The sequence below is a fragment of the Psychrobacter proteolyticus genome, from assembly GCF_039762275.1.
Classification (GTDB): Bacteria; Pseudomonadota; Gammaproteobacteria; order Pseudomonadales; family Moraxellaceae; genus Psychrobacter; species Psychrobacter proteolyticus_C.
Genome location: NZ_JBDLOB010000001.1, coordinates 401648 through 426844, shown reverse-complemented (window position 1 = coordinate 426844; position 25197 = coordinate 401648). Strand labels below are relative to the sequence as shown.

The 25197-nt window shown below is 43.5% G+C and carries 21 protein-coding genes; 8 read left to right on the top strand and 13 right to left on the bottom strand.

From position 1 onward, the window contains the following. Positions 1-39: 39 nt before the first annotated feature. Complete coding sequence (xseB, locus tag ABFV72_RS01685; RefSeq protein ID WP_075106096.1) at positions 40-285, top strand: exodeoxyribonuclease VII small subunit; 246 nt, start codon at positions 40-42, stop codon at positions 283-285. Position 286: 1 nt separating this feature from the next. Here the strand turns inward: xseB and pncB are convergent, their stop codons facing one another. The 4 genes from pncB to ABFV72_RS01665 all read right to left on the bottom strand — a co-directional run bounded on the left by pncB (position 287) and on the right by ABFV72_RS01665 (position 6616). Continuing rightward, positions 287-1513, bottom strand: a complete 1227-nt coding sequence (pncB, locus tag ABFV72_RS01680; protein WP_347162077.1) for a nicotinate phosphoribosyltransferase — start codon at positions 1511-1513, stop codon at positions 287-289. A gap of 290 nt (positions 1514-1803) precedes the next feature. After that, entirely contained in the window at positions 1804-2715 is a 912-nt protein-coding gene (locus tag ABFV72_RS01675) for an ATP-binding cassette domain-containing protein (RefSeq protein ID WP_347162075.1), read from the bottom strand. Between the two features lie 85 nt (positions 2716-2800). Beyond that, positions 2801-4723, bottom strand: a complete 1923-nt coding sequence (locus ABFV72_RS01670; RefSeq protein WP_347162073.1) for a glycine betaine ABC transporter substrate-binding protein — start codon at positions 4721-4723, stop codon at positions 2801-2803. Positions 4724-5131: 408 nt separating this feature from the next. Continuing rightward, a complete protein-coding gene (locus tag ABFV72_RS01665; RefSeq protein WP_347162071.1) occupies positions 5132-6616 on the bottom strand; it encodes a coniferyl aldehyde dehydrogenase in 1485 nt (494 codons plus the stop codon). A gap of 406 nt (positions 6617-7022) precedes the next feature. On the opposite strand from ABFV72_RS01665, the gene lipB reads away from it, so the two are divergent. From lipB to ABFV72_RS01650, 3 genes are all read left to right on the top strand, one after another. Further along, the gene (gene lipB, locus ABFV72_RS01660; RefSeq protein WP_347162069.1) at positions 7023-7862 is read left to right on the top strand and encodes a lipoyl(octanoyl) transferase LipB; all 840 of its coding nucleotides are present in this window, start codon (positions 7023-7025) and stop codon (positions 7860-7862) included. A 194-nt stretch (positions 7863-8056) separates the two neighbouring features. After that, the gene (locus ABFV72_RS01655; protein WP_347162067.1) at positions 8057-8587 is read left to right on the top strand and encodes an inorganic diphosphatase; all 531 of its coding nucleotides are present in this window, start codon (positions 8057-8059) and stop codon (positions 8585-8587) included. A 157-nt stretch (positions 8588-8744) separates the two neighbouring features. After that, entirely contained in the window at positions 8745-9209 is a 465-nt protein-coding gene (locus tag ABFV72_RS01650; protein ID WP_101205393.1) for a hypothetical protein, read from the top strand. 146 nt (positions 9210-9355) lie between these two features. Here ABFV72_RS01650 and ABFV72_RS01645 read toward each other — a convergent pair whose 3' ends face one another. The 5 genes from ABFV72_RS01645 to ABFV72_RS01625 form a co-directional block, all read right to left on the bottom strand. Next, complete coding sequence (locus ABFV72_RS01645; protein ID WP_347162065.1) at positions 9356-10171, bottom strand: sulfite exporter TauE/SafE family protein; 816 nt, start codon at positions 10169-10171, stop codon at positions 9356-9358. A 113-nt stretch (positions 10172-10284) separates the two neighbouring features. After that, positions 10285-10800 carry a flavin reductase gene (locus ABFV72_RS01640; RefSeq protein WP_347162063.1) on the bottom strand — a complete coding sequence of 172 codons (516 nt, stop codon included), beginning with the start codon at positions 10798-10800 and terminating at the stop codon, positions 10285-10287. A gap of 118 nt (positions 10801-10918) precedes the next feature. Continuing rightward, a complete protein-coding gene (locus ABFV72_RS01635) occupies positions 10919-11947 on the bottom strand; it encodes a methionine synthase (RefSeq protein ID WP_347162061.1) in 1029 nt (342 codons plus the stop codon). Positions 11948-12001: 54 nt separating this feature from the next. Then, the gene (locus ABFV72_RS01630; protein WP_347162059.1) at positions 12002-13039 is read right to left on the bottom strand and encodes a DUF1852 domain-containing protein; all 1038 of its coding nucleotides are present in this window, start codon (positions 13037-13039) and stop codon (positions 12002-12004) included. A gap of 311 nt (positions 13040-13350) precedes the next feature. Then, complete coding sequence (locus ABFV72_RS01625; protein ID WP_057759469.1) at positions 13351-14238, bottom strand: SDR family NAD(P)-dependent oxidoreductase; 888 nt, start codon at positions 14236-14238, stop codon at positions 13351-13353. Positions 14239-14472: 234 nt separating this feature from the next. On the opposite strand from ABFV72_RS01625, the gene ABFV72_RS01620 reads away from it, so the two are divergent. Beyond that, entirely contained in the window at positions 14473-14874 is a 402-nt protein-coding gene (locus ABFV72_RS01620) for a DUF1622 domain-containing protein (RefSeq protein WP_347162057.1), read from the top strand. A 92-nt stretch (positions 14875-14966) separates the two neighbouring features. Here ABFV72_RS01620 and dusB read toward each other — a convergent pair whose 3' ends face one another. The 3 genes from dusB to ABFV72_RS01605 form a co-directional block, all read right to left on the bottom strand. Beyond that, positions 14967-15998, bottom strand: a complete 1032-nt coding sequence (dusB, locus tag ABFV72_RS01615; RefSeq protein ID WP_201547384.1) for a tRNA dihydrouridine synthase DusB — start codon at positions 15996-15998, stop codon at positions 14967-14969. Between the two features lie 120 nt (positions 15999-16118). Further along, positions 16119-18164: a BCCT family transporter gene (locus tag ABFV72_RS01610; RefSeq protein ID WP_201579024.1), complete on the bottom strand. Its 2046-nt coding sequence runs from the start codon at positions 18162-18164 to the stop codon at positions 16119-16121. Between the two features lie 310 nt (positions 18165-18474). Beyond that, positions 18475-18915: an HIT family protein gene (locus ABFV72_RS01605; RefSeq protein WP_347162054.1), complete on the bottom strand. Its 441-nt coding sequence runs from the start codon at positions 18913-18915 to the stop codon at positions 18475-18477. 233 nt (positions 18916-19148) lie between these two features. Here ABFV72_RS01605 and ABFV72_RS01600 point away from each other — a divergent pair, with 233 nt between their 5' ends. The 3 genes from ABFV72_RS01600 (at position 19149) to ABFV72_RS01590 (ending at position 23506) form a co-directional block, all read left to right on the top strand. Next, complete coding sequence (locus ABFV72_RS01600; protein WP_347162052.1) at positions 19149-19904, top strand: hypothetical protein; 756 nt, start codon at positions 19149-19151, stop codon at positions 19902-19904. 220 nt (positions 19905-20124) lie between these two features. Beyond that, a complete protein-coding gene (ilvD, locus tag ABFV72_RS01595; protein WP_134292494.1) occupies positions 20125-22011 on the top strand; it encodes a dihydroxy-acid dehydratase in 1887 nt (628 codons plus the stop codon). 247 nt (positions 22012-22258) lie between these two features. After that, positions 22259-23506, top strand: coding sequence for a cation:proton antiporter (locus ABFV72_RS01590; RefSeq protein ID WP_057759457.1), 1248 nt, complete (start codon positions 22259-22261; stop codon positions 23504-23506). A 55-nt stretch (positions 23507-23561) separates the two neighbouring features. Here ABFV72_RS01590 and ABFV72_RS01585 read toward each other — a convergent pair whose 3' ends face one another. Then, on the bottom strand, positions 23562-24998 hold the full coding sequence (locus ABFV72_RS01585) for a serine hydrolase domain-containing protein (RefSeq protein WP_431192058.1): 1437 nt from the start codon (positions 24996-24998) through the stop codon (positions 23562-23564). Between the last annotated feature and the right edge of the window lie 199 nt (positions 24999-25197).

Below are 25197 nucleotides of genomic sequence, written 5' to 3'. Positions count from 1 at the left end.
GATTACTCATCTACTTACCTTTAAAAATTAGGAAACTTTATGACAACCCCTACTCGCCGACGCAAAAAAGCCGCCCCAAAAACCTTTAAAGCGGCTTACGATATTTTAAAAACCAATGCGGCTGAACTACAGCAACAGGACGAGCCTGATATTGATAATCTAATGACAACGGTCGAAGAGTCTATTGCCGCTTATCGTGTTTGCGAGACTCGTATCAATGCTGTACAGCAAGCACTAGATGCGGCCTTTGCCGAGGAAAAACCTACTAGCAGCACGGATAGTTAGTTTATTCAGGCTCATCAACCTCAAAGACTTGGCGCAGATAGGCAAGATACGTGTCGTTATTGATCATGGTCTTGCCTGGGCTGTCAGACAGCTTGGCGACTGGCTGACCATTGCACTCTACCAATTTGAGCACGATATTAATCGGCGTAATGCCCATATCATTGGTCAAATTGGTGCCGATGCCGAAACTGGTTCTAATGCGACCTTTAAAGTATTGATGCAGCTCCCACGCCTTCTCTAAATCCAACCCATCGCTAAAAGTTAGAATTTTAGTTTTTGGGTCTATCTTTAGCTTCTCATAATGGGCAATCGCCTTATCGCCCCAAATATAAGGGTCGCCGCTATCATGACGCAGACCGTCGAATAGCTTAGCAAAATATAAATCAAAATCACGTAAGAACGCATCCATGCCGACCACATCTGTCAATGCAATACCCAAGTCGCCACGATACTCATGCACCCACGCTTCAAGCGCAGCCTTTTGTGAGTCACGCAGACGCACATCTAATGCCTGAAATGCTTGCATAAACTCGTGCGCCATCGTGCCTATTGGCGTCATTCCTAACTGCTTGGCCAAATACACGTTAGATGTACCACCGACTATCTTTGGCTCAGCTTTATGTATTGTCTCTACAACATGTGCTTGCCAGCGTCGACTAAAACGTCTACGCGTGCCAAAATCCGCAACAATAAATGGCGGCGTATCCTGACCGTACTGAGTTTGCGCATCGGCATACTGATGTAATAGCGCTACTTTTGCATCGAGGCGACGTTGCCCTTCTTCTATCACGCTGTCATTAGATAGCGCATTAAAATACAGCTCATTGACAATGGCTAGTACAAATACTTCAAAGAACATCGCTTGAATCATCGGCCCTTCAATATCGATAAACAGGCGACCTTTATCGTCTGTACTTACCGTAATAAAGCGGCGTTTTAGCTTAAATAATTCTAGATAATCAACGAAATCTGAGCGAATAAAGCGTAAGCTACGCAAGTACTCGAGCTCATCTGGCAAAAATCGCAATTCGCATAAACTGTCTAGTTGCTGCTCTAGATCTTTTTGGATATCAGCCAATGGATAGGCGGCGTCTTTGTTATTACGGCAGCGAAAGCGATAAACACCATGGGTTTGCGGAAACTGATGCAGCATGGCTTGTAACATCGTAAATTTGTACAAATCATTATCAAGCAATGAAGTAATAATAGGTGCATAAGAAACGGTCATGCTATGGCCTTAAAAGTGCAAAATAAGAAACAAACGTCATTTGATAGAAAAAGCGACATCATATGTGAACGATAAACAATACACGCTCATTCATTATGAGCCATCGATAAACCGTTCAGTATAACGAAGTTTGGTATTTATTTCAGAGTTCACTTTTGATTGCAGCAAAATGATTGCGATTAATAGTGACTGCCAGCACCACATTTGTATGTTCAACAGATCCTAAAACCATTCATAAAAATATCGTATAAGTCTATCCAGACAATCCATTCATAGGTGGTTATTACAGCTTACGCTTTTGCACTCATAAACTGCTCGACATAGTCATCAGCAGGATTGTGCCGCAACTCGCTTGGCGTCCCCGTTTGTATGAGTCGACCACCATTTAGCATACTGATACGCTGACCTACTTTGACAGCTTCATCAATATCATGGGTAATAAATACAATGGTTTTGCTCAATCGTTCTTGCAATTCAAGTAGTTGGTCTTGCAGCTGAGCGCGAATGAGCGGATCAAGTGCAGAGAATGCTTCATCCATTAGTAAAATTGGATTGTTCGTTGCTAAAGCACGAGCCAGACCAACGCGCTGCTGCATACCACCTGAGAGCTCATCAGGGTAACTGTTTTCCAGATTTGATAGCCCTACTTCATTCAGCCAATGTCGAGCCGTTTCATGTCGCTCGCTTACGCTCATTTTTCGAACACGCAGACCATAAGCAACATTTTGTATGACCGTCATATGCGGTATTAAGCCGAAATGCTGAAAAACCATACTGACTGTCTGCTGACGATAATGCTGCAACTGCTTATCGTTGAGCGCTAAAATATTAATAGCTGTAGCAGAGCTTTCTTCTACTACCGTACTCATATTAGCTGTCGCTGATTGCCTATCAGCTGTTGTGTGAGTCGCATGTTCTCTATTCAGAGCAGTATCTACCCATATCTCGCCACTGGTTGGATCTATCAAACGATTAATATGGCGTATCAGCGTTGATTTTCCTGAGCCTGACAGACCCATGATGCAATGCAACTCGCCTGCCTTGATATCTAGATTGATATCATAAAGACCAACTGAATAGCCCGTTTGCTCTTTTACTTTGATGCTATCCATACCCTCAGCCAGCAATGCCAATGCATACTGTGCTTGCGTACTATTGGCATTATAAATCTTACTGATATTTTTTAGTTGGATATGATTCATCGGTGCTCTCACTATTCACGTGGTTTTTATCATTAGGGCTTCGGTCGATTACCATGGGTTCAGTCGTATGCCACTAAACGACTTTCTATCCAATCGGACGTCTGCCTGCTTCGATGGTTTTTTGACGGGTACGCTTACCTTGACCAAATGCTTGCGTAATACGGTCAATGATAATAGCAACGATAACGATGGCCGTACCTGCTTGTAGACCCTGACCGATATTGAGCGTTTGGATAGATTGCAATACGTCTTCACCAAGCCCAGGAGCACCAATCATTGAGGCCAATACCACCATGGCAAGTGACATCATCACAGCCTGATTGATACCTGCCATAATACTGGGCAACGCTTGTGGCAATTTAATCCAGAGAAGTAGCTGTAAATGCGTACTACCAAAGGAGCGTCCTGCTTCGACCATTTCATGATTGACTTGTGTGATCCCTAATGTCGTCAGACGAATCAAGGGCGGCAACGCATAAATCACAGTCGCAAATAACGCAGGCACTTTACCAATACCAAACAACATCAGCACTGGTATGAGATATACAAAACTCGGCATGGTCTGCATGATATCTAGCACTGGTGTCACAATCTTGCGTAGCAGTTTGCTACCTGACATAGCGATACCAATAGGAATACCAATCACCACCGTGACCAGTACCGATACGATAAGCAGCGCTAAAGTATCAATCAGTGCGCCCCATAAACCAAAAGCGCCAATCAAAAACAGCCCTGCACCACATGCCAGCGCGAACCAAATCTTGCGAACACCAAGCCAGCCAAGCACAGTCACAAATGCAATAATCAACCAAGGCGGGATAACCGTTAATAATCGTTCAATAGGTAGTAGCAAATAAGTAAGCGCCATCGTGCTAATAGTACGAAATACATCACCATAACTTTGAACGACGTTTGCTAAAGCGTTATTGAGTGGGGTCTCAAGCGACCATGAAGGAAAGCTTGAGGCGAGCGCTGACGCATTGATACTAGATGTAGTTGTAGAGACAGCACCCGTTGAGCTAAGGCCTAACTTGGTAGCGAGGTTGGTAGCGGCCTCATCGGATAACCATGCTTGCCAAACCTCTGGGTTGTCACGCAAAAACACCATGGCTTGCTCATCGCCAGTGCGTTTACTTTCGCTCATCTCCAAGATAGCACCGTTGAGCTCATCAGAGGTAAATTGCACCTTTTCAAAGACAGCGGCTATTTCAGGATTGGATTCGATAAATGGGGTAGAAACGGCAATACCTAACGGTGATACTGGAAATCCTGACACGCAATCCATCTTACCATCAGCGAGCAGCAGATTTTGCCAACAAGCATCCTCATAAGCTGGGAACTCTAATGGTGCAAGGTCATATTTTGCCATTAGCCCAGTGGGTTGCCAGTAGTAAAATAACAGTGGCTTATGCTGCTCGAAAGCGGAGGCAATTTCGGCATCCAGAGCAGCACCTGTACCAGGGTGTGCGTTGTTAAAGAGACTGTCTAGACCGGTGGTTTTTAGCAAACGTGTGTTAAAAATCTCACACGTCCAACCAGAGGGACAGTTCATAAAGCGTGATCTACCAGGATCTTCAGGGTCTTTAAATAGCTCCGTATATTTAGGCAAATCTTGATAGCTGCGTAGTCCTGGATTCTCTTCCAAGACGTATCGCGGGACATACCAGCCTTGAGTTGCACCGCCTTTTAGCGTATCGCCGATGATGGCTACTTTATTTTGCTCAATGGCTTTTTCCATGATTGGCGAACGGCCAACCCACTGCTCCCCGATGACCTGAATGTCATTCTGTGAGAGCGCTGTATCAAGTGCAGGCCCTGCTCCTGGTACTTCTTCTACTGTGCAGCCGTACCCGTCTTCTACGATATGTCTGAGTACGCCGGAGGTAAATTGCCCACTCTCCCAGGTTAGCGCCCCAAATTTAATCGGTGATTCACACGCCGCTGACGCCGATACAGGCAGTAGTATCGCGCTCATCCACAGTAAGTTTAATGCAATCCATTGGCGCATGCTCTTTCCTATTATTATGTTGTATCGGCATGAAATCACTATTAAAACAATAGAGCTAAAAAAAGCTGAACGTCGCTATAACAAGTTTACCAAGGCTAGCCATAGACCATTCAGCTACTATCTACTGTTGTTTAGACTTACTACAAAGTGTATCGATTTATAGAAGTGATGACAAACGGTTATTTGTCGATTAACGCAGTATATAAATTTATGATAATTTTGATAGAGCTCTTAAGATAAGTCGCTCTTAATTGTAGAAGTCAATGTTTGTAAATTCATGTTTTAGACAAAAAAATAGCACCTATCTGGATAGGTGCTATTGGTTATGATATCGATTGAAAAAGGTCACTATGAATTTCTATAGCTACTATAAAATGTCTAACTCAAGAATTGTTATTTTAAAGGCTGTTATTTCAAGAACAACGCCATCGCCTTTTTAAACAGTCCACCATAAGGCGGCAATAATAAATTCAAGCCATTGAGCTTGGTTTGTACAAAAACCGGCTTCATATGGCTGAGACGTTCAAAGCCAGCCTTACCATGGTACGCACCAGTACCAGAGTCACCCACGCCACCAAATGGCAAGTCATGCTGAGCCACATGTATCAAAACTTCGTTGATACATAAGCCACCTGAGACCGTATTGTTACGCACGTTTTCGATACTGCTGTAGTTGTCACTAAACACATATAGCGCCAATGGGCGTGGACGCGCGTTCACAAAATAAATGGCATCATCAAGCGTCTCATAATGCATCAGCGGCAAAATCGGGGCAAAAATTTCGTTTTGCATGAGGTCGCTGTCAGGCTCAGGCTCGCTGACGATGACTGGCGGCATTAAACGGGTCTCTATATTAGATTCAACGGCAGTTAACGCATGTACCTCGCCGCCTGTTAGCGCATCTAGATAGCCTTTTACCCGTTTGAACTGCTCACCGTTGATAATGCGAGAGTAATCTGGGTTTTCTTCAATATTAGGATAATGCTTGGTCACCCACTCTTTTGCAAGTTGGATAAACTGGTCATGGTATTGGCGCTGAATCAAGACATAATCTGGCGCAATACACGTCTGCCCAGCATTTAGTGTCTTACCCATCATCACACGATTGACGACAGACTCTAGATTGGCATCATCTAGTACAATCACTGGTGATTTGCCACCAAGCTCAAGCGTCACTGGTGTTAGATTTGGTGCAGCGGCAGCCATGACTTTTTTACCCACCGCAGTCGATCCGGTATATAGCAAATGGTCAAATGGTAGCTCACTAAAGGCGGCGGCAATCTCAACTTCACCGAGTACCACACAGATCATATCTGGCGAAAAATAACGAGCAATGGCGTCAGCAAACGTCTGAGCAAATTGCGGCGCGGCCTCACTCATTTTGACCATAATGCGGTTGCCCGCGGTGATTGCATCAATCATCGGGCCAATTGCTAAAAATAACGGATAGTTCCAAGGCACCATAATACCGACCACACCCAATGGCTGCGGCTGGATTTCATTATGGGCTGGCATATACAGCGCTGAGATCGGTGCGCGGTGTGCTTTCATCCACTTTTTGCCGTGTTTCTTGGCGTGACTGATACCGGTAAAACTAGGAAATAACTCAGCAAACTGCGTCTCTGACTGGCTACGATAGCCAAAGTCTGCACTAATCGCCTTTGCAAAACTCTCTTGGTTATCGCTAAGCATCACTTCTAGATTGTCTAGCTGCGTCGTACGTGTGCCCCAATCATTGATTGGCTGGGTACGGCTTAACATTTGCAAGCGTGAAAATTGCGCTTTCATCTCATCGATAGTCTTCGCCGTACTTAGAGCTTCAGGCACACGCTGCAGTGCAAAACCTGACTCGGTCACTGCCTGCTCATGGGCGCTTTGGTTGCTATCTGTCATTTGTCTTCCTTGTCATAATCATAGTAATAGTCATAAGGTTTGTAGTCACTATACTATATTGGGTTAGAGGCTCTATCTTTCTAGTCAGGTGCACTCTTTGATAACCTACTCTGACTATAAATTTCATCAGATTCCATTCATCACACTTTAATGTAGCGCATCGACTGAGCAATGAACAGCACCTTTGGTTGACTACTGCGTCTGTACTAGCAGTACCTTTATAAGCGACTTGCCACGGTTCTATACCTATTATTTCATCGTCCATTGTTAGCTGTTTACTATTAGTATTTACGTTACTTGCAGACATCACGACAGCATATAACTTTGGGCGATAGTCGCCAAAACTGCTACACTACCGATGAGCATTATTTATTTTAAACTTGATAATAATAAGACAGATACTCTCATGCAAAATGACACACAACCCCTTAATGATACGCTTGTCAGCAAATCTCTCTCAGCCGCCGATTATGTCCCTACTCTCGATGCGATGCTGGCACGCACCCTCGAACGTATCGATCTAAAAAAGCAACAAGGGCTGCGTACGCCTGATGAGTTATGGATTGTCGATCATAACGATGTCTACACGCTTGGACAGGCAGGCAAAGAAGAGCACATATTACAGCGCACTAATACGCCTATCATCAAGACCGATCGCGGTGGTCAGGTGACATGGCACGGTCATGGGCAGTTGGTTATTTATTGGTTGTTTGATTTGGACAGTCTCAAATGGAGTGTGCGTAATCTTGTCTCCCATGCTGAGCAAGCGATAGAAGACGTCATCAATGAATGTTTGCGTAGCTCACCATCTAATAGTGACAATATCAGTGCTCATGCGCGCCGTGATGCTCCTGGTGTCTACTTATATGCAGATACTACTGCAACAGATGATAGCACCTCTATAGATGACAACTCTCTTGATAATAAGATTATGCTGGGCAAAATGGCCTCGCTAGGCTTTAAGATTAAGCATGGCTTTAGCTACCATGGCATTGCGATTAATTTAAATTGTGACCTGTCTTCATTTAACGCCATCAATCCTTGTGGCTATGCCGGCATGCAGATGTTGCGACTGTCTGACTTTGTAGCCATGCAGACAGATTCAGAGCAAACAGAGCTAGAGGCGCAGACCGAGCAGCAAATTAGCGATTCATTCAGCTATGAGACAGTCACTCAAAAACTTATTGATAACATCGCCAAGCGCCATGCTGGACTGATTGAGTTGCGAGCTATCGCGCCTAAGTAAGTTTTGAGCCTATTTTTGCATAATCTTTTTTTGCATAATATCTTGCACGCTTAGACTTAAGCATTAAGAGAAAATTCAGTACAAACTTGCTATAATCGCATGCAGTACAAATCGGACGCAGCAACTATCCTTGCTGTATCCCTAGCTCAACCCCTTATTCAAACATTTAAAACAAAAGCAAATTGGAGCATTTTATGGCAGATTTTAACAAAATTTTGGACGCAGGCGACGTAGACGGCGGCATCATCAACGTAGTAGTAGAGATCCCAGCTGGTAGCAGCCATAAAATTGAGTGGAATCGCGAATTAGCAGTATTTGAGCTTGACCGTATTGACCCACAGATTTTTGCCAAACCTTGTAACTATGGTTTCATCCCTCAAACACTTGACGAAGACGGCGATGAGCTTGACGTGTTGCTATTGACTGAGCAGCCACTACCGACTGGCATTTTCTTAAAAGCCAAAGTTATCGGCGTGATGAAGTTTGTTGATGATGGCGAAGTAGATGACAAAATCGTTGTTGTACCTGCTGATGACCGTGACACAGGCAATGCTTACAACAGCTTAGAAGACCTACCAAAGCAGTTGATCAACCAATTAGAGTTCCATTTCAGTCATTACAAAGACCTGAAAAAAGCTGGTACGACGGTTGTTGAATCTTGGGGTGATGTCGCCGAAGCGAAAGAAGTTATCAAAGAGGCTATCCAACGCTGGAAAGATCTATAATTATCAAATATTGGCAAAAATGCCGATAACGATAAATAAGAAAATACCGCAGTCACCATGGTGGCCGCGGTATTTTTTTGCTTGAATATTGCTTGTCTAACATGGTTATAATGAGTATATAACTCATTCGCACTTATACGCCCTAATAAGGACAGTCATGTTTAACCCCGACCCTAGCGCAAAACCGGTCAATACTAAGTTGCCAAGAGACGTCATTATGATGGTCGAAAAAAACAACCTAGTAATGGCCATCAAAACTTTGGCGGCAGACGAAAACATCAGTATGGATGAAGCCAAAAGTAGAATTGATGCTTATGAGACCCAACTGAAAGTAAAGCAACAACAGAAGCTCAATACCATCGCTAGTAAACAAGGCATTCCAAATCAAGCCATCAGCTTTGATAGAGAGCAAGAAGAAGACGAGCCTGGGCCATTGGTAAAAAATCGTGTTAAAACCACCAAACAGAGCCAAGGGTTTAAAGGGCTGCAGGACGGAGTCGATAGTCAGTTGAATGACTTAGGCTACAAGAAACCCCTACTACCTTATTGGCTAAAACGACTGCTCGTCATTGCTGTCTTGATGATAGGAATATTTTGGATATTGTGGCGAGTATTTGGTTAAGTAATTTAGCTAAATAAAGGACTGAATAAACATACCTTCTAAAAAACTGCATACCGACTAGCTACAATTTAAGAATGTAGTTAGTCGGTATGCTAATTGAAAACCTGCCCTTGAATCCTTTCAAGCGTCCATTAATCTCAAATTATTTAGAGTAATCCTTTATATAAGAAGTAACAGCCTACGACGGTCAATAGTACTGCAAAGCATTTTTTCAGCAACTGCGGCGATAATGCGTGAGCAACTTTTGCGCCTAGCTTGGCGGTGAAAAAGCTCATGATGCTAATACCTAAAAAAGCATAGATATGGACAAAGCCAATCGTATTGGGCACGTCGACTTGCGCTTGCATGCCAAAGAACATAAACCCTAGCGCACCTGCAATCGCGATAGGCAATCCACATGCGGCTGAGGTTCCAACGGCTTTTTGCATAACCACACCGTAACGCGTGAGATAAGGTACGGTTAAGCTACCACCGCCAATCCCAAAAATAGCAGAAGCGATACCAATACCCGCCCCTGCTGCTAGTTGCTCAGGTTTTGAAGGCAAAGCTATATGTACATTACCAACCTCGCTATTTGCTTTCTTTTTGCCACCCATAAACATTTTATAAGCAACCCAAAGCAAAAACACACCTACAATCAACTGCAGATACAACCCAGATATCTGTCCTGCTATCCCTGCTCCTAAAAAGCACCCTATTACTAAGCCTGGCGTCAAATTTTTAAAGACAGGCCACATGACCGCGCCCTTTTTGTTATGCGCCATAAGCGAGCTTATGGACGTAACGATGATAGTCGCCAGTGAGGTGCCCAAAGCCAAGTGCATAATACTGTCAGGACTGTAACCCATTTGCGTAAAGACAATAAATAGCAGTGGTACGATAATAGTGCCACCGCCTACTCCGAATAGCCCCGCAGCGAATCCTGCTAGCGCCCCTATTATTAAAAAAGTTATTAATTCCACAGGATAGTTACTTCTTATTTAGATTTAATGAGATGATAATTATAGTTAAACGACTGCTCAATATTGAACGAGCAATAGCCCATAGGCTTAGGTGTTGGATTATAGATATTGGATTAAATAAGCTCTACTTGCCCAACTCTAGAATAGGCACGGTTAAAGTAAACCAACCCTTCATCGGTTCCGCCTTGTGACTCAGCCTGATTGATGGCGACAACACGGCACATAAAGACGCTATGCGTGCCGACCTCTTGAATTTGTTCAATCTCACAATCAAAGCTGACCAAGGCATCTTCTAACACAGGAGCGCCTGTTTGTAATTGTGTCCAAGAACCATATTCAAACCGTTCTTCTGAACACAGTTTAGAGGCAAAAGCATTGGACAGTTGCTCATGTTGCGCGCCTAATACATTAACACTTAAAATCTTATTTTCCAGAAAGTAGCCATGTGACCGAGACGTTTGATTCATACAGACAAGCAAGGTCGGCGGTGTGTCTGTGACACTACATACTGCCGATGCTGTAAACCCATGCACGCCCGTTGCACCTGATGTGGTCACCACATTGACCGCAGTCGTTAGCAAAGACATGGCATCTCTAAAGTCGGTCGCGTCAATCCTATCTTTAATCATTACTTCAATCCTGAGAAACGTTAAAAAATAACGTTAAAAAATAACGTTAAAAAATTGTGCTTCAATTTTATTTTTTCAAGGGAAATTCTTTAAATAGAATTTCCTAAACGGCTAGACTCTAAGCAGTCAGTTCTTGGCGAACGATTTGAGCACCAGCGCTTAATGCCGCGAGCTTACCACGTGCGACTTGGCGAGACAAAGGTGCCATGCCGCAGTTGGTCGCAGGATATAGCTTATCAGCATCGACAAACTGTAGCGCTTTGCGTAGCGTATCTGCCACTTCTTCTGGTGTCTCGATAGTGTTGGTTGCCACATCAATGGCGCCGACCATCACTTTTTTACCACGAATCAGCTCAATTAGATCCATAGGTACACGTGAGTTTTGACACTCCAGTGAAATGATATCGATTTTCGACTGTTGCAGTTTAGGGAACGCTTTTTCGTATTCGCGCCACTCTGAGCCTAGTGTCTTTTTCCAATCGGTATTGGCTTTGATGCCATAGCCGTAGCAAATATGGACAGCTGTCTCACATTTTAGGCCTTCAATGGCACGCTCTAAAGTTGCAATACCCCAGTCGTTCACATCATCAAAGAACACATTAAATGCAGGCTCATCAAACTGGATAATATCAATGCCAGCCGCTTCTAATTCTTTCGCCTCCTGGTTCAGGATTTTAGCAAATTCCCAAGCCAATTTTTCACGGCTTTTATAATGTCCGTCATATAACGTATCAATCATCGTCATCGGCCCTGGCAACGCCCATTTGATTGGCTGATCGGTTTGTTGACGTAAAAATTTGGCATCATCAACGAACACGGACTTTGGACGGCTCACCGCACCAACGACTGAGGGCACGCTCGCATCATAGCGATTGCGGATTTTGACCGTTTCACGCTTCTCAAAGTCGACACCATCAAGGTGTTCGATGAACGTAGTCACAAAATGCTGACGGGTCTGCTCGCCATCACTGACAATATCAATCCCTGCATGCTGCTGCTCTTGCAATGATACACGTAGCGCATCTTGCTTGGCTTCAAGCAACTGCTCGCCCTCTAACGCCCAAGGTGACCAAATTTTCTCGGGTTCTGCTAGCCAAGAAGGTTTTGGTAAGCTGCCAGCGGTAGACGTCGGTAATAGTAGTTTCATACGATTTATCTTCTGATTAATTTATTTTTTATTATGTTGATGAGTAATGCTCAGTTAAGCGGCTTGCTTCCTAGCCGTTTCTTTTTCAGCAGCTTCTTTTTGAGCAGTATCGCCTGTTACATCATAGCTTGCAGCCCATTCCTCAAGGATGGTTTGATACGGCTTAATAAAATGCGTTTCGGTAAATCTGCCTTGGGTTACTGCCATTTGACTGCGTTCGGCACGGTCATAGACCACTTGCGTCAATGAATAATCCTGGTAATTCAGGCTAGGTTGATACACTTGACCAGCGCTTGAGTTGGCATTGTAAATCTCAGGACGGTAAATCTTCTGAAAGGTCTCCATAGTACTGATTGCACTAATCAACTCAAGATCGGTGTAATCACTCAGCAAGTCCCCTTCAAAATAAAACGCTAGCGGCGCGGCACTACCTTCAGGCTTAAAATAACGTACCGTTAAGCCCATTTTATGAAAATAGTCGTCGGTCAACGAGTATTCATCTTGCTTGTATTCAATACCCAATACAGGATGCTGATTGACAGTACGATAGTAAGTCTTGCTGGTTGACACGCTCAGGCAAATCACAGGTTTTTTGTGAAAGTGAGCGTTGTAAGCTTCTGAATTCAATAAATATTGAAACAGCTTGCCGTGCAACTCACCAAAATTATCTGGCGTTATGGATGCTAGGTTTTTGTCGCGATGCTCTGGTAACACAATACTAAAATCATAATCACGCACGTAAGAGGAGAAACTGTTGCCAACCATACCGTCGATACGCTTGTTTTCTTTGTGATCCACAATCGTTGTTTTTAGCGTTTCGATAATAGGAAACGTCTGACCATTGCCTTTAACATCTAGATCGACAGAGATGATATCAACTTCAACAGAATAACGATCTGCTGTCAGATTATCCCAATGCGCCAATGCATTAAAGCGGTTATTGATCATGGTTAACGTTTTGCGTAAGTTCTCTTGGCGGTGCTCGCCGCGTGCCAAATTTGCAAAGTTAGTCGTCAAACGCGTGCTATCTGCAGGCTGATAGTTTTCGTCAAAACGAATGTGCTTAATTGAACAATTGAATTCTTTACTCATGGTGATCCGCTACCTTATTTATCTGAGATAAAACCAAATCTGTGTATGAGGTGAATCATACCTAAATCTAAACATGAATAAAAACGATACAATTTAAACATAAGATGAATTTTATTCATCTTCCTGAAACTTAGATATATGAAGGAAATTTAACAGCGGAAGTTTTAAGGGTTTATTTATCGCATAATTAAGCCTTTAACATACTGGTGGCGAAGAAGGTTCTTATACTGCTTAAGCATATTTTTAAGGCATAAAAAAAGGATACCGTAGTATCCTTCTTATTCAAATTCGAGCCTGATAACAAATTGATTCTAGTGATGCTCACCAGGTAGAATTTTGGCAAAGGCGCGCTGAGCAAGGTTAGGCTTGCTATCAGTCGTTTGTGCAGCGGTCGAACTTGGGAAAATGCGATAGCCAATGGATTGAACGCCAACGTTAAAAGCTGGTACCAAGGAGTAAGTCGCTGAGGCAAATTTACCCATATTACTCGCAATGCTATTTGGCTTATGAACGATGGCTTTTGCGACCATCATTGCTGCTTCGTCAGGCATCAGTGCTGGCATATAGCGATATAGCTTGGTTGGCGCAATCATCGGGGTGCGCACAAGTGGCATAAAGATATTGGTTACTTTGATGTTATCGCCTTTGACTTCAGCAGCCAAACAGCGACTAAATGCATCTAAGGCCGCCTTTGACGCGACATACGCTGAAAAACGAGGGCTATTTGCCAACACCCCAATTGAGGAGATATTCACGATTTGACCGGTTTGACGACCAATCATCGTTGGCAAGAAACCAAGGATGATTTTGACCGCGCCAAAATAATTAATCTCCATGGTACGTTCAAAATCATGAAAACGGTTGACCGATTCATGCACTGAACGGCGAATCGAACGTCCTGCATTGTTGACTAGTACATCGACATGCTTAAAGTCAGCCAAAATCTTTTCACTGGTTTTTTCAATCTCATCCATATTGGTCAGATCGCATGGATAGTAACTGGCCGCGCCGCCAAGTGTTTCGATATTTTCTTTGACCATTTTTAGCTTATCTTCAGTACGGGCCAGCAAAATAACATGCGCGCCACATTCACTGAGCAAAAAAGCCGTACGCTCACCGATACCACTTGAAGCGCCTGTGATGATAATATTCTTGCCCTTGACGGCTTTGGTGATTGCTTTTTTCGAGAGATTGGCCATAAAAAGTCCTTTTCGTTTATTCTATAGTTATTGGTATTCGGTTATAGCATAGCAAAAAAATGTCGTATGGAGTGAACAAAACCACAGTGGGCGTTAGCTAACGGGATCTTTACAAATTTCGTCGTCGACATAAATATTTATAAATACATTTTTAGCTTGTTGTTAATTACTAAGTGCTAAGTACCAAGTGTTAAGTGTTAAGCTTTTTTTGATCAATTATGAGGAGTATCTGCTTTGATAGACACACTAACTCACTATATCGACTTAATTGCCAAAATGATCGAAGTCATTGGCGTCCTCATTATGTTTTTTGGGCTATTTCTTGCTTTATATAGAGCTTTTCGAGCGTCTGGTCATTTCAACAATGATACTTATGTTGAAATCAGACAGACCGTAGGCAAGTCTATATTGTTGGGGTTAGAAGTGCTAATCGCCGCTGATATCGTGGCTACTGTCGTCACCGAGCCATCGCTACGCAGCGTACTGGTGCTAGGTTTTATCGTACTGATTCGAACCTTTTTAAGCTTATCGTTACAGGTTGAACTAGAAGGTCGATTCCCTTGGCAAAATAGAAAACCTGCGCCTGACAAACAGTCTGATACTGACAATCATACTGTGCCAATTAATAAAGCATAGCTGTTATATAAAAGAGCTATCAAAAGGCAAGACGTAAAAAGCACTATTAAAAGTAATTAGCACGAGTTTATAAAATAAGATTTAAGCGATTGCTACTCATGCGCCTGCAAAAAAGTTTCGACCACTTTGAATTGTCCAGCCGTGCTTTCTTCGCCATACATCGCCTGTCTAAAGGCGTTAGAGTTTGGAATACCTGTTGTATACCATGCAATATGTTTGCGAGCGATACGGCAGCCTGAGTACTCCCCATAGAAATCATAGAGCTCTTGCAAATGGGCTAGTACGATCTCTTTTATCTCACTAACGCTCGGTGCCTCTAGACGCTCGCCAGTACGCAAGAAATGCTCAATATCGCGAAATATCCATGGTTGACCTTGGGCTGCCCGCCCGATCATCACCGCATCACAGCCTGTCATTTCATAGACGTGTTGGGCTTTTTGTGCGCTGTCGATATCGCCATTGGCAATGACAGGAATACTGATACTTTCTTTGACTTCGCGTATTAGCTCATAGCGTGCATTGCCTGTATACATGTCTTCACGCGTACGGCCATGAATAGCAATCGCTGCAATGCCTGCCTGCTCAGCACGCTTGGCGACTCGTAAGATATTTTCACGACCGTTTTCAAAGCCTAGACGTGTCTTTAGCGTGACAGGTGCATCAACGGCATTGACCGTTGCATCTAGCAATCGTGCGACCAAATCTTCGTCTTGCAACAATGCAGAGCCTGCCAGCTTACGACAAACTTTTTTGGCCGGACAGCCCATATTGATATCGATAATCTGTGCACCATTATCAATTTGATAACGAGCCGCTTCAGCCAGTTTATCCGGTTCAGCACCTGCTATTTGTGCCGAAATAGGCGCAATCTCATTGTCAAAATTGGCACGGTACAAGGATTTTTTACGCGCATAAAGAGCGGTATCAGCGATGATCATCTCGCTGACCGCATGACCTGCGCCAAATGATTTGCATAATCGGCGAAAGGGATTGTCTGTCACGCCTGCCATCGGTGCGACCATCAAACGGTTTTCAATCGTCAGGCCACCGATATTTAGTGGCTGTAATAGCGGATGATCAGACAAAGTCGAGGACGAAGGTAAAATGGGAGAATCAATAGACATAAAAAACGGCTTGATTTGTAAGGAAAACAAGCCGTTATTCTAAGGATTCGTGCACATAATGCAAGCTATTCACGTGAATAACTTGCATAAGCATTACTCGTTTTTAATACATCCCATACATTATTTATCAAGCACACTGCCCTGCTCTAGCGTAATGTCATCATCATGCTCTTGCATGCGCCACGGTAGGCTATCAGGCGATACATTGAGGAAATGTAAATACTTCTCAAACTGATCAATAATGTCATTAATCACTGATTCAGATTTGTAGCCGTATAAGTCATAGGTCTGACCACCACGGCGTAGATACACCTCAGCGCGATGATGGTGCTCTTGTGGCAAGGTATCTGCACTGTCTTCAGTATAATAATCAGGCGCATCATGTTCAGATAAGCGAACTTCATACCAAAACTCGACATCGTCACCACGCTGTAGCTCTAATACGGCTCGGTTATTGACCGCGTCATAGTTGACCTCAGTCGTCCAACCTGTTTCTGCAAATTTAGACGACACCTCCATCATCGAAGGCATAACCACTTCTTTGATATAACTTAAGACCTTGTCACGCGTTGGCTTATCGGTCATATAATCAATACGCTCGCGCCATGCAGACGGTTTGAGTAAATGCGGCGGCAGTCTGTTGTCATTACCAAGGCTTTGATTACGATGTCCTTCGATACGCAGCGCACGCCACATACCAAACATAGAGATCAGAATAATAATCGCAAATGGTAACGCACTAACGATAGCCGCTGTTTGTAGGGCTTCTAAACCACCTGCAAGTAGTAATACTGCTGCGACAGCACCTTCAGTCACTACCCAAAAGCTACGCTGCCACCATGGCGTATCACTGCGACCACCTGCCGCTAGCGAGTCGATTACCAATGAGCCAGAATCTGATGACGTCACAAAAAAGGTAATAATCAATAAAATGGTCAACGACGACACAAATTCAGTAAACGGTAGATTCTCTAACAGTTTAAACAAAGCAATCGCTTGGTTGTTTTGTACTTCACTTATTAATGAGGTATAACCATCGACCATAATCATATGTAGCGCGGTATCACCAAACACCGAAAACCAGAAGAACGTAAAGAAGGTCGGTACTAGCATCACACCCAATACGAACTCACGAATAGTACGACCACGGCTAATCTTAGCGATAAACAGACCTACAAAAGGTGCCCATGCAATCGTCCATGCAAAAATAAATAAAGTCCAGCTGCCGATCCAATTGCTATTCTCGTATGCCTGCAAGCTAAAGGTACGTTCAACGATATTACCCAGATAGCTACCCGTATTTTCCATAAAGGCATTCAAGATAAAAATAGTCGGACCGACGACAAATACGAACAGCATTAACGCAGTTGCCAATAGCATATTTAAAATAGATAAGCGTTTTACACCCTTATCCATACCTGCCAATACCGATACCAATGCCGCGGCGGTCACCAAGGCAATGGCAATCACCTGTACGGTCGTATTCACTGGTATGATATCTGGCAATAGATAATTGAGTCCCGCATTGATTTGCGACACTGATAAGCCAAGACTGGTAGCAATACCGAACATCGTACCTAATATCGCAAACACATCGACTGTATGACCGATAGGGCCATGAATCCTTTCACCAATAATCGGGTACAGCGTCGAGCGTATTGATAGTGGTAGACCATGACGAAACGCAAAATAAGCTAGTGATAAACCAACGACACCATAAATCGCCCAAATATGAAAACCCCAATGAAAATACGCAATTTGCATCGCTTCTTTTGCCGCGGCGATAGTTTGCGGATCCGACATTGGCGGACTTGAAAAGTGCATCACTGGTTCCGCTACCCCATAAAACAGTAGCGCAATCCCGTAACCTGCCGAAAACAGCATGGCAAACCATTCAAGGAATCCGTACTCCGCCTCAGCATGATCAGGGCCCAGCTTGATACTGCCATAAGACGAAAACGCTAGTACAATAATGAACATTAAAAACAGTGCCACTGCCAGCATATAAAACCAGCCGAATGTCTCAGTCGTAAAACTAAGCACATCACTAAACAGAGCACCCGCTGCTTCAGGATTGATCGCGGTACCAATGACCAATAGCAGCATAATAATTGCTGCAGGTACAAAGACTGGTAATAAAATAGTCGAACGAGGTAATTTACTCATGAAAGATAATATCCTCAAAAGTTAACAATGCCTTTTTATGGAAATTTTTAATTAAGGCAAAGATTAGAAAGTATGTGTGAATGGTTATAATAATTATCACACTCTTTTCCAAAACCCTAGACAAGCGTTCAACTCGTAACATGACTTTAACGAATGTTACATGACTATTACCAAGAAAATAAAAAAGGCAGCTTGCTAGCTGCCTTTTGATTGTATATATATTTTTTTAGTGATTTATAACCTATAAATGCTCGCTAATTCGTAAATACCAATATTTTTTGTACCTAAACAGAAGCACTCTGTTTCCTAACTATGCATCAATCACTGCCGCCAACTTCTGCGCAATATCTGCCAAATCACTATTATCGGCTTGGGTCACTGCATGACGACCCAATTCATGGATACTTGATGGAATGAGATGCACATGATAATGAAACACGGTCTGACCAGCTTGTGCGCCGTTTAACTGCATTTGAATAATGCCTTCACGCTCAAACACTTGACGTTGGGCTTGCATGACCTTTTTAGAGGTCATCAATACTGCAGCAGCATACTCTGGCTCAAGATCGGCCAAGTCCACAGCCTTTTGCTTCGGTATCACCAATACATGGCCTTCTGCTTGCGGCATGATATCCATAAAGGCGAGCGTTTTATCATCTTCATACACTTTATGATACGGAATATCACCATCTAGCATTTTGGCAAAGATATTATTGTCGTCATAAGTAGTCTGTTGATTCAATTCAGTCATTACTTCTTCCTTTAAAGGTTTTATTATTAGTTAATTAATAGATTAATAGCTATCAAAAATAGATAAAAGCGTCTGTCATATAGTGGACGAAATATGACTTTAGTACAAGTCAGTATGACAATCGAATTTGAAAAATATCAAGCCATATTCCAACCATGCTAGCTCACTAATTTATTGGCGAGTCATGCCTTTAAAATGTTATATTAACCCTCTATTTTAATAACGCTATGCTTATGGATTTGCCTACTTTGCCAACTCAACCAGATATGGATAATACTGCTGCAACCCTTGATAATCAGGAAGAATACTCTGATATTGAGAGTGGAAGTGGTACTCAAACTATCGATCCAAGCGCTATCATATTAGCAGAAGCATTGACTGATAAAGCAATCAGCTGGCAGATACATAATTGTAAAATTATAAAGAAAACTGTCACGCAAGATTTGCCTCTGCCTTTTTTGTATCACTATGACAGTTTGGATGATGCAATCAAACAAACGCACCCGCTCACTCCTAAGCTACTGATTCAATTCAATACACCCATGTCGGCTCACGAAGCTGCTAGGTTAATTGGCATTGATGAGGAACTGCTGACCAGTCCTTGGCATGTGAAAATTATTGGCTCGTTGGTAGTCTTTAGTGAGGCATTGCAATTGGCCGTACGACTACATTGGACCAATACGGGTAAAGAGACGCAGCAGGTATATACTAAGGATGCTGCCGACGCCATTATTGCCGCTTTTAAAGACTGGCAGTTTTTTGGTCGTGTAGACGTCCTTTATAAAAATAATAAGCAGACATTAATTAGCGTTGATGAGCTAAACCCCAATACGCAAGCACTACCTGCCGAATCATTGCTGACAATTGAAGCTAGTAGTGATTATCAGCAGCTACTGGCTACTCATGCGCTTGCAGCCATTATGAAATTAGAAGCAGACAAAGCTGATCTTCCTTGGTTTGACAAAGCCATATTAGAACGTATTGAGTAGCTATTTTGAATAACGGTTTTTTCGCTCATCGCTTGTGATTATTAATTCGTTATTATTAATTCACTGTTATTAGCATATTGTTTTTAATTATTCATATCTAATGGTATGGTAACGAATTAGTATTATTCACTAGTACTCACTCTCTATAAAAAGCACACTATCCCTATTAAAACTGAGGGTGCACATTTTAAAAACCCCGCCTATTTGTAAGGAATATCACATGGATTATCGCTCAAAAACCTCTACCGGCGGTCGTAATATGGCAGGCGCGCGCGCATTATGGCGTGCAACCGGCATGACTGACGGCGACTTTGGCAAGCCAATCATTGCGATTGCTAACTCTTTTACCCAGTTTGTACCCGGCCATGTGCATCTAAAAGACCTTGGACAACTGGTCGCCCGTGAGATTGAGCAAGCAGGCGGCGTTGCAAAAGAGTTCAATACCATTGCGGTTGATGATGGTATTGCGATGGGCCATAGCGGTATGTTGTACTCGCTACCAAGTCGTGATTTGATCGCTGATTCTGTCGAGTATATGGTCAATGCCCACTGTGCAGATGCGCTAGTGTGTATTTCTAACTGTGACAAAATCACTCCGGGTATGTTGATGGCCGCCATGCGCCTTAACATTCCAGTGGTGTTTATCTCAGGTGGCCCAATGGAAGCGGGCAAAATCTTAGCCAGTACCGTTGGTAAGAGCCACAATACCGATAGTAGTGACAGCAGTGCTGTTCGCAAACTTGACCTAGTCGATGCGATGATGGACGCGGCTGATGATAGCATCAGTGATGAAGACGTCGCCGCTATCGAAGCTTCAGCCTGCCCTACTTGTGGTTCGTGCTCTGGTATGTTTACAGCCAACTCGATGAACTGCTTGACCGAAGCTTTAGGCTTAGCTTTACCAGGTAATGGCTCACTGCTAGCTACTCATTCATTGCGCCGCGAGCTATTCTTAGAAGCGGGTCGTACCATTGTGTCGCTTGCTAAGCGTCGTTATGAGCAAGATGATGACTCTGTACTGCCACGCTCTATCGCTACCAAAGCCGCTTTTGAAAATGCCATGAGCTTAGATATCGCCATGGGCGGCTCAACCAATACCATCTTGCATCTACTTGCTGCGGCTAATGAAGCAGAAATCGACTTTAAGATGGCTGATATTGACCGTTTGAGTCGCGGTGTGCCTTGTCTGGCAAAAGTAGCCCCTGCCTCACAGAAATACCATATGGAAGACGTGCATCGTGCTGGCGGTGTCTTTGCATTACTTGCTGAGCTTGATCGCGCCGAGTTACTAAAAACTGATGTACCAACTATCCATAGCGCAACGATGAAAGAGGCGATCGATAAGTGGGACATCATGAACCCTGACAATCATGAAGCTCGCGCACGCTTCCTCGCAGCACCTGGTGGCGTACGTACCACAGAAGCATTCTCACAATCAAAAGAGTGGTCAAACCTCGACGTCAACCGTGAGTCAGGCTGTATCCGTAGTGCCAAACACGCCTACTCTACAGATGGCGGCTTAGCCGTACTATATGGCAATATCGCCGAGCGCGGCTGTGTGGTCAAAACCGCAGGCGTCGACGAAAGCATCTTGACCTTTACTGGTCGCGCGCGTCTATTTGAATCACAAGATGATGCGGTTGCTGCGGTATTGGCTGATCAAATCGTTGCAGGCGATGTGGTCATCATTCGCTACGAAGGCCCTAAAGGCGGCCCTGGTATGCAAGAAATGCTGTACCCAACGACTTATCTGAAGTCAAAAGGATTGGGTAAAGAATGTGCTCTACTTACCGATGGTCGTTTCTCTGGTGGTACATCAGGTCTATCAATTGGTCATGCCAGCCCAGAAGCTGCTGAAGGTGGGGCGATTGGTTTGGTTGAAGAAGGCGATAGTATTCATATCGATATCCCAAACCGTACCATCAACATGAAAGTGAGTGATGCAGACTTAGCCGCTCGCCGAGAAGCTATGGAAGCGCGTGGTCGTGATGCATGGAAGCCTGTCAACCGTGACCGTCATGTCTCGCCAGCATTACGTGCTTATGCTGCTATGACTACCAGTGCTGATACTGGTGCCGTACGTGACGTGAGCCAAGTCGAGCGCTAGTCTGTAAACTATTAATGCTCCAGACATACTAATAAAAATATTAAGCCTGCGTAATGCAGGCTTTTTTTCACCAAAAAACAACGTAGCTGTCGTTTTGATAACTATTTTTTGCGGTAATTATTTTATTTTGACGTCATGATAAAGAGTATCAGTGACTGACTATCAACTATTGCTGTGAATTGTCATCAATATCTAGAATTACCCTCATAAAATCGACCATTAAAACATAACGACGTGCGTAAACCTTATGATTGAAAAATATAACTTATTCTTATTAATCTGCGGGATTGCCTTTTTACTCGGGGCATTGTTTCCTGTTATTTTTAAGCGCACCTCCATCTCATTACCGATGCTCCAAGTCAGCTTCGGTCTGATGATGGGCTACTGGTGGACGTCTTTATCCTTTTTAGACCCACTTGATAACGGTTTACTCATCGAAAAACTGACTGAGATTGTTGTACTGGTCTCATTGGTTGGTGCTGGTATTAAAATCGACACAGAGTTGTCTTGGCGCTTGTGGCGACCAACAGTAAGACTGCTACTCATTACCATGCCTATTGGTATTTTTGCGATGGCAGTCTTGGGGTATTACGCGTTTGGTTTGAGCCTTGGTGCAGCTATTTTATTAGGTGCAGTGTTAGCACCTACTGATCCAGTGTTGGCTTCGAGCATTCAGGTGGGACCTCCCAATACAGGAGGAGAAGACACACCGCGTTTTACCTTAACGTCAGAGGCCGGGTTAAACGACGGTTTGGCTTTTCCGTTTGTGTACCTAGCGATTAAAATTGCGGAAGCATTCAGTGAAGGCAAAGCCTTTACTTACGAGATGCTATGGTCGTGGTTTACTCATGATGTTTTGTGGAAGATTGGCGCAGGTGTAGTGGTAGGTGTATTGGTTGGTAAAATATTGGCCAAAGTCGTGTTTTCTAAACATACACGTGAGACTACCATCTCGCAAGGCTATGTGGTTATTGCGTTGACGCTCCTAGCCTATGGACTTGCAGAGTATGTACACAGTTATGGCTTTATCGCTGTATTTGTGGCCGCATTTGCGTTTCGTCGCTCGGAGTGTGAGCATACCTATCATCAAAAACTGCATGATTTCGCTGAGCAATCAGAAGGCTTACTAATGTCATTGGTGCTGGTTATCTTTGGTATGTTCCTCGGTCAAGGGTTGCAAGCAGGTGTCGAGTTGACATGGCGTGTCTATATCGTCAGCTTTACCTTCTTACTACTTATACGTCCAATTGGTGGATTTATTGCCTTATCAGGATTGAACTTACCACATACCGAGAAATACGCAATATCGGCTTTGGGTATTCGTGGTATCGGTACTTTGTATTATCTGTCCTATGCGCTCAATCAAGGTTTCTTCGCAGATGAAGATGCGCTCAAATTGTGGATTGTCTGTTCGATTGTCATTTTGACTTCTATCTTTATCCATGGTCTTAGCGCATCAAGATTGCTTAAAATGACACCAAACAAGCAGCATTAAAATTAATGCTGCTTATATTTGAAACAGAATCAATTCGCGATTAAAACTAGCATAATTAAAGCATCTCTTCTACCCAGCTCAAGACGGCTTCTGTCAGTGCAAACTGACGAACGTCATTGAGCATGGTGGTATCAAAATTGTGAATAAAAGCAAATGACAATTGGCGCTCAGGGTCGCACCAAGCAACCGAACCGTTATATCCCATATGCCCAAATCCTGATAATGCAGGACTCATTCTCTTATCCATATCATCGTTGTTAGCATATAAGCTGAATAATCTATGGTAGCCCAATCGCCATTTCATAGCCGCTGGCATAACCGCATCTAAACCCTCAACCTGCGGAGTAGATAACTGCTCAAAAGTAGCACTATCAATCAGCGTTTTCCCTCGCCATACACCGCCATTAGCGAGCATTGCATAAATCGTTGCCAGTGCTTTAGCGGAAGCGACACCATTTGCCGCTGGAATGACCGCCTGTAATGTTTGACGCTTATGATAATCAAGGGCATGTTTGCCAGCAGGTATCAGCGCCGCCTTATAGTTTTTTAGATTGAGCTGACTGGTATTGAAATATAAGCTATTAATACGCGCAGTATTTAAGATAGGCTGTGCGTTATTAGTATCAGAGCTATCTAGCTTTTCATCAAGGCTGTCATCAAGGCTACTTTGCGTCTCAGCTGCACGCTTGTCGTTTATCATTTTCTGCTGCCAGCAATGATAACTAGGTAAGCTTGCGTAAGTACGTAAAGTCTCTTGAGAGTCTACTTTTAAGGTTGGTTTTTGACGTCTCGATTTTAATTGGGAGCTCGTATCCTCTGTTTCTTCAAAATCTTTGGCCAATTTTGCCACCTGATCTACTTTAATATCCGGCACACCAAAATAGCAGCTGTCGGCAATGCACAGAGGCTCTGTTAGATACTGGCGCAGTGCTTCAGCGAATGATAGATTCGTGACCGCCTCTACTACGCCGCCCAATACCCAACCGTAGACTAGTGCACTATAAGCGCTGTCATATTTGGGCGCATCTTCGGGAGAGGTAATGGGCATCGCTGCAATGTGGCGCAGCATCGTATCCCAATCGAGTACTGTCTCACTATCGACATCGATACTTTGAATCGAAAACAAATCGGCCTGATGTGACATGACTTGTCGCAACGTAATTTGGTCTTTGCCGCTTGCAGCAAATTCTGGCCAGTAATAGGCAATAGGTTTGTCATATTCAAGCAGCTGCTGCGAAACCAGTACATGAACCAACGTTGCCAATACCCCTTTACCGGTAGAGAAATTAATGGCCAACGTATCGGGCTGCCACGGCATATCAGGACGCGCCATACCTGTACTGGCTTGCGCAATACACTGACCTGCTTGATACACGACCACAGCCCCGCCAGCAGGTGCATTATCAAGCTGCAACCTTGTCAGTAATTGCTGTAAACTTTTTTGTAAGTCAACGTTTATAGATGTATTAGAATTTTCTGTATTATGATCCATCATTATTACCTTGCTCCAGTGATATGAATTATTGTATTTTTAAGATGATAGCTATATGTAAGCTATAGTCAAAGAAGTTTAAAACGGATACAAGCAAGCCGATTACAGATTGCACAAGTAGTTCTTTGACTATATAAAATATTTGAACCAGTATAAATGAATTGTGAGCCAATAAAAAAGGCCACCTATTGGTCGCCTT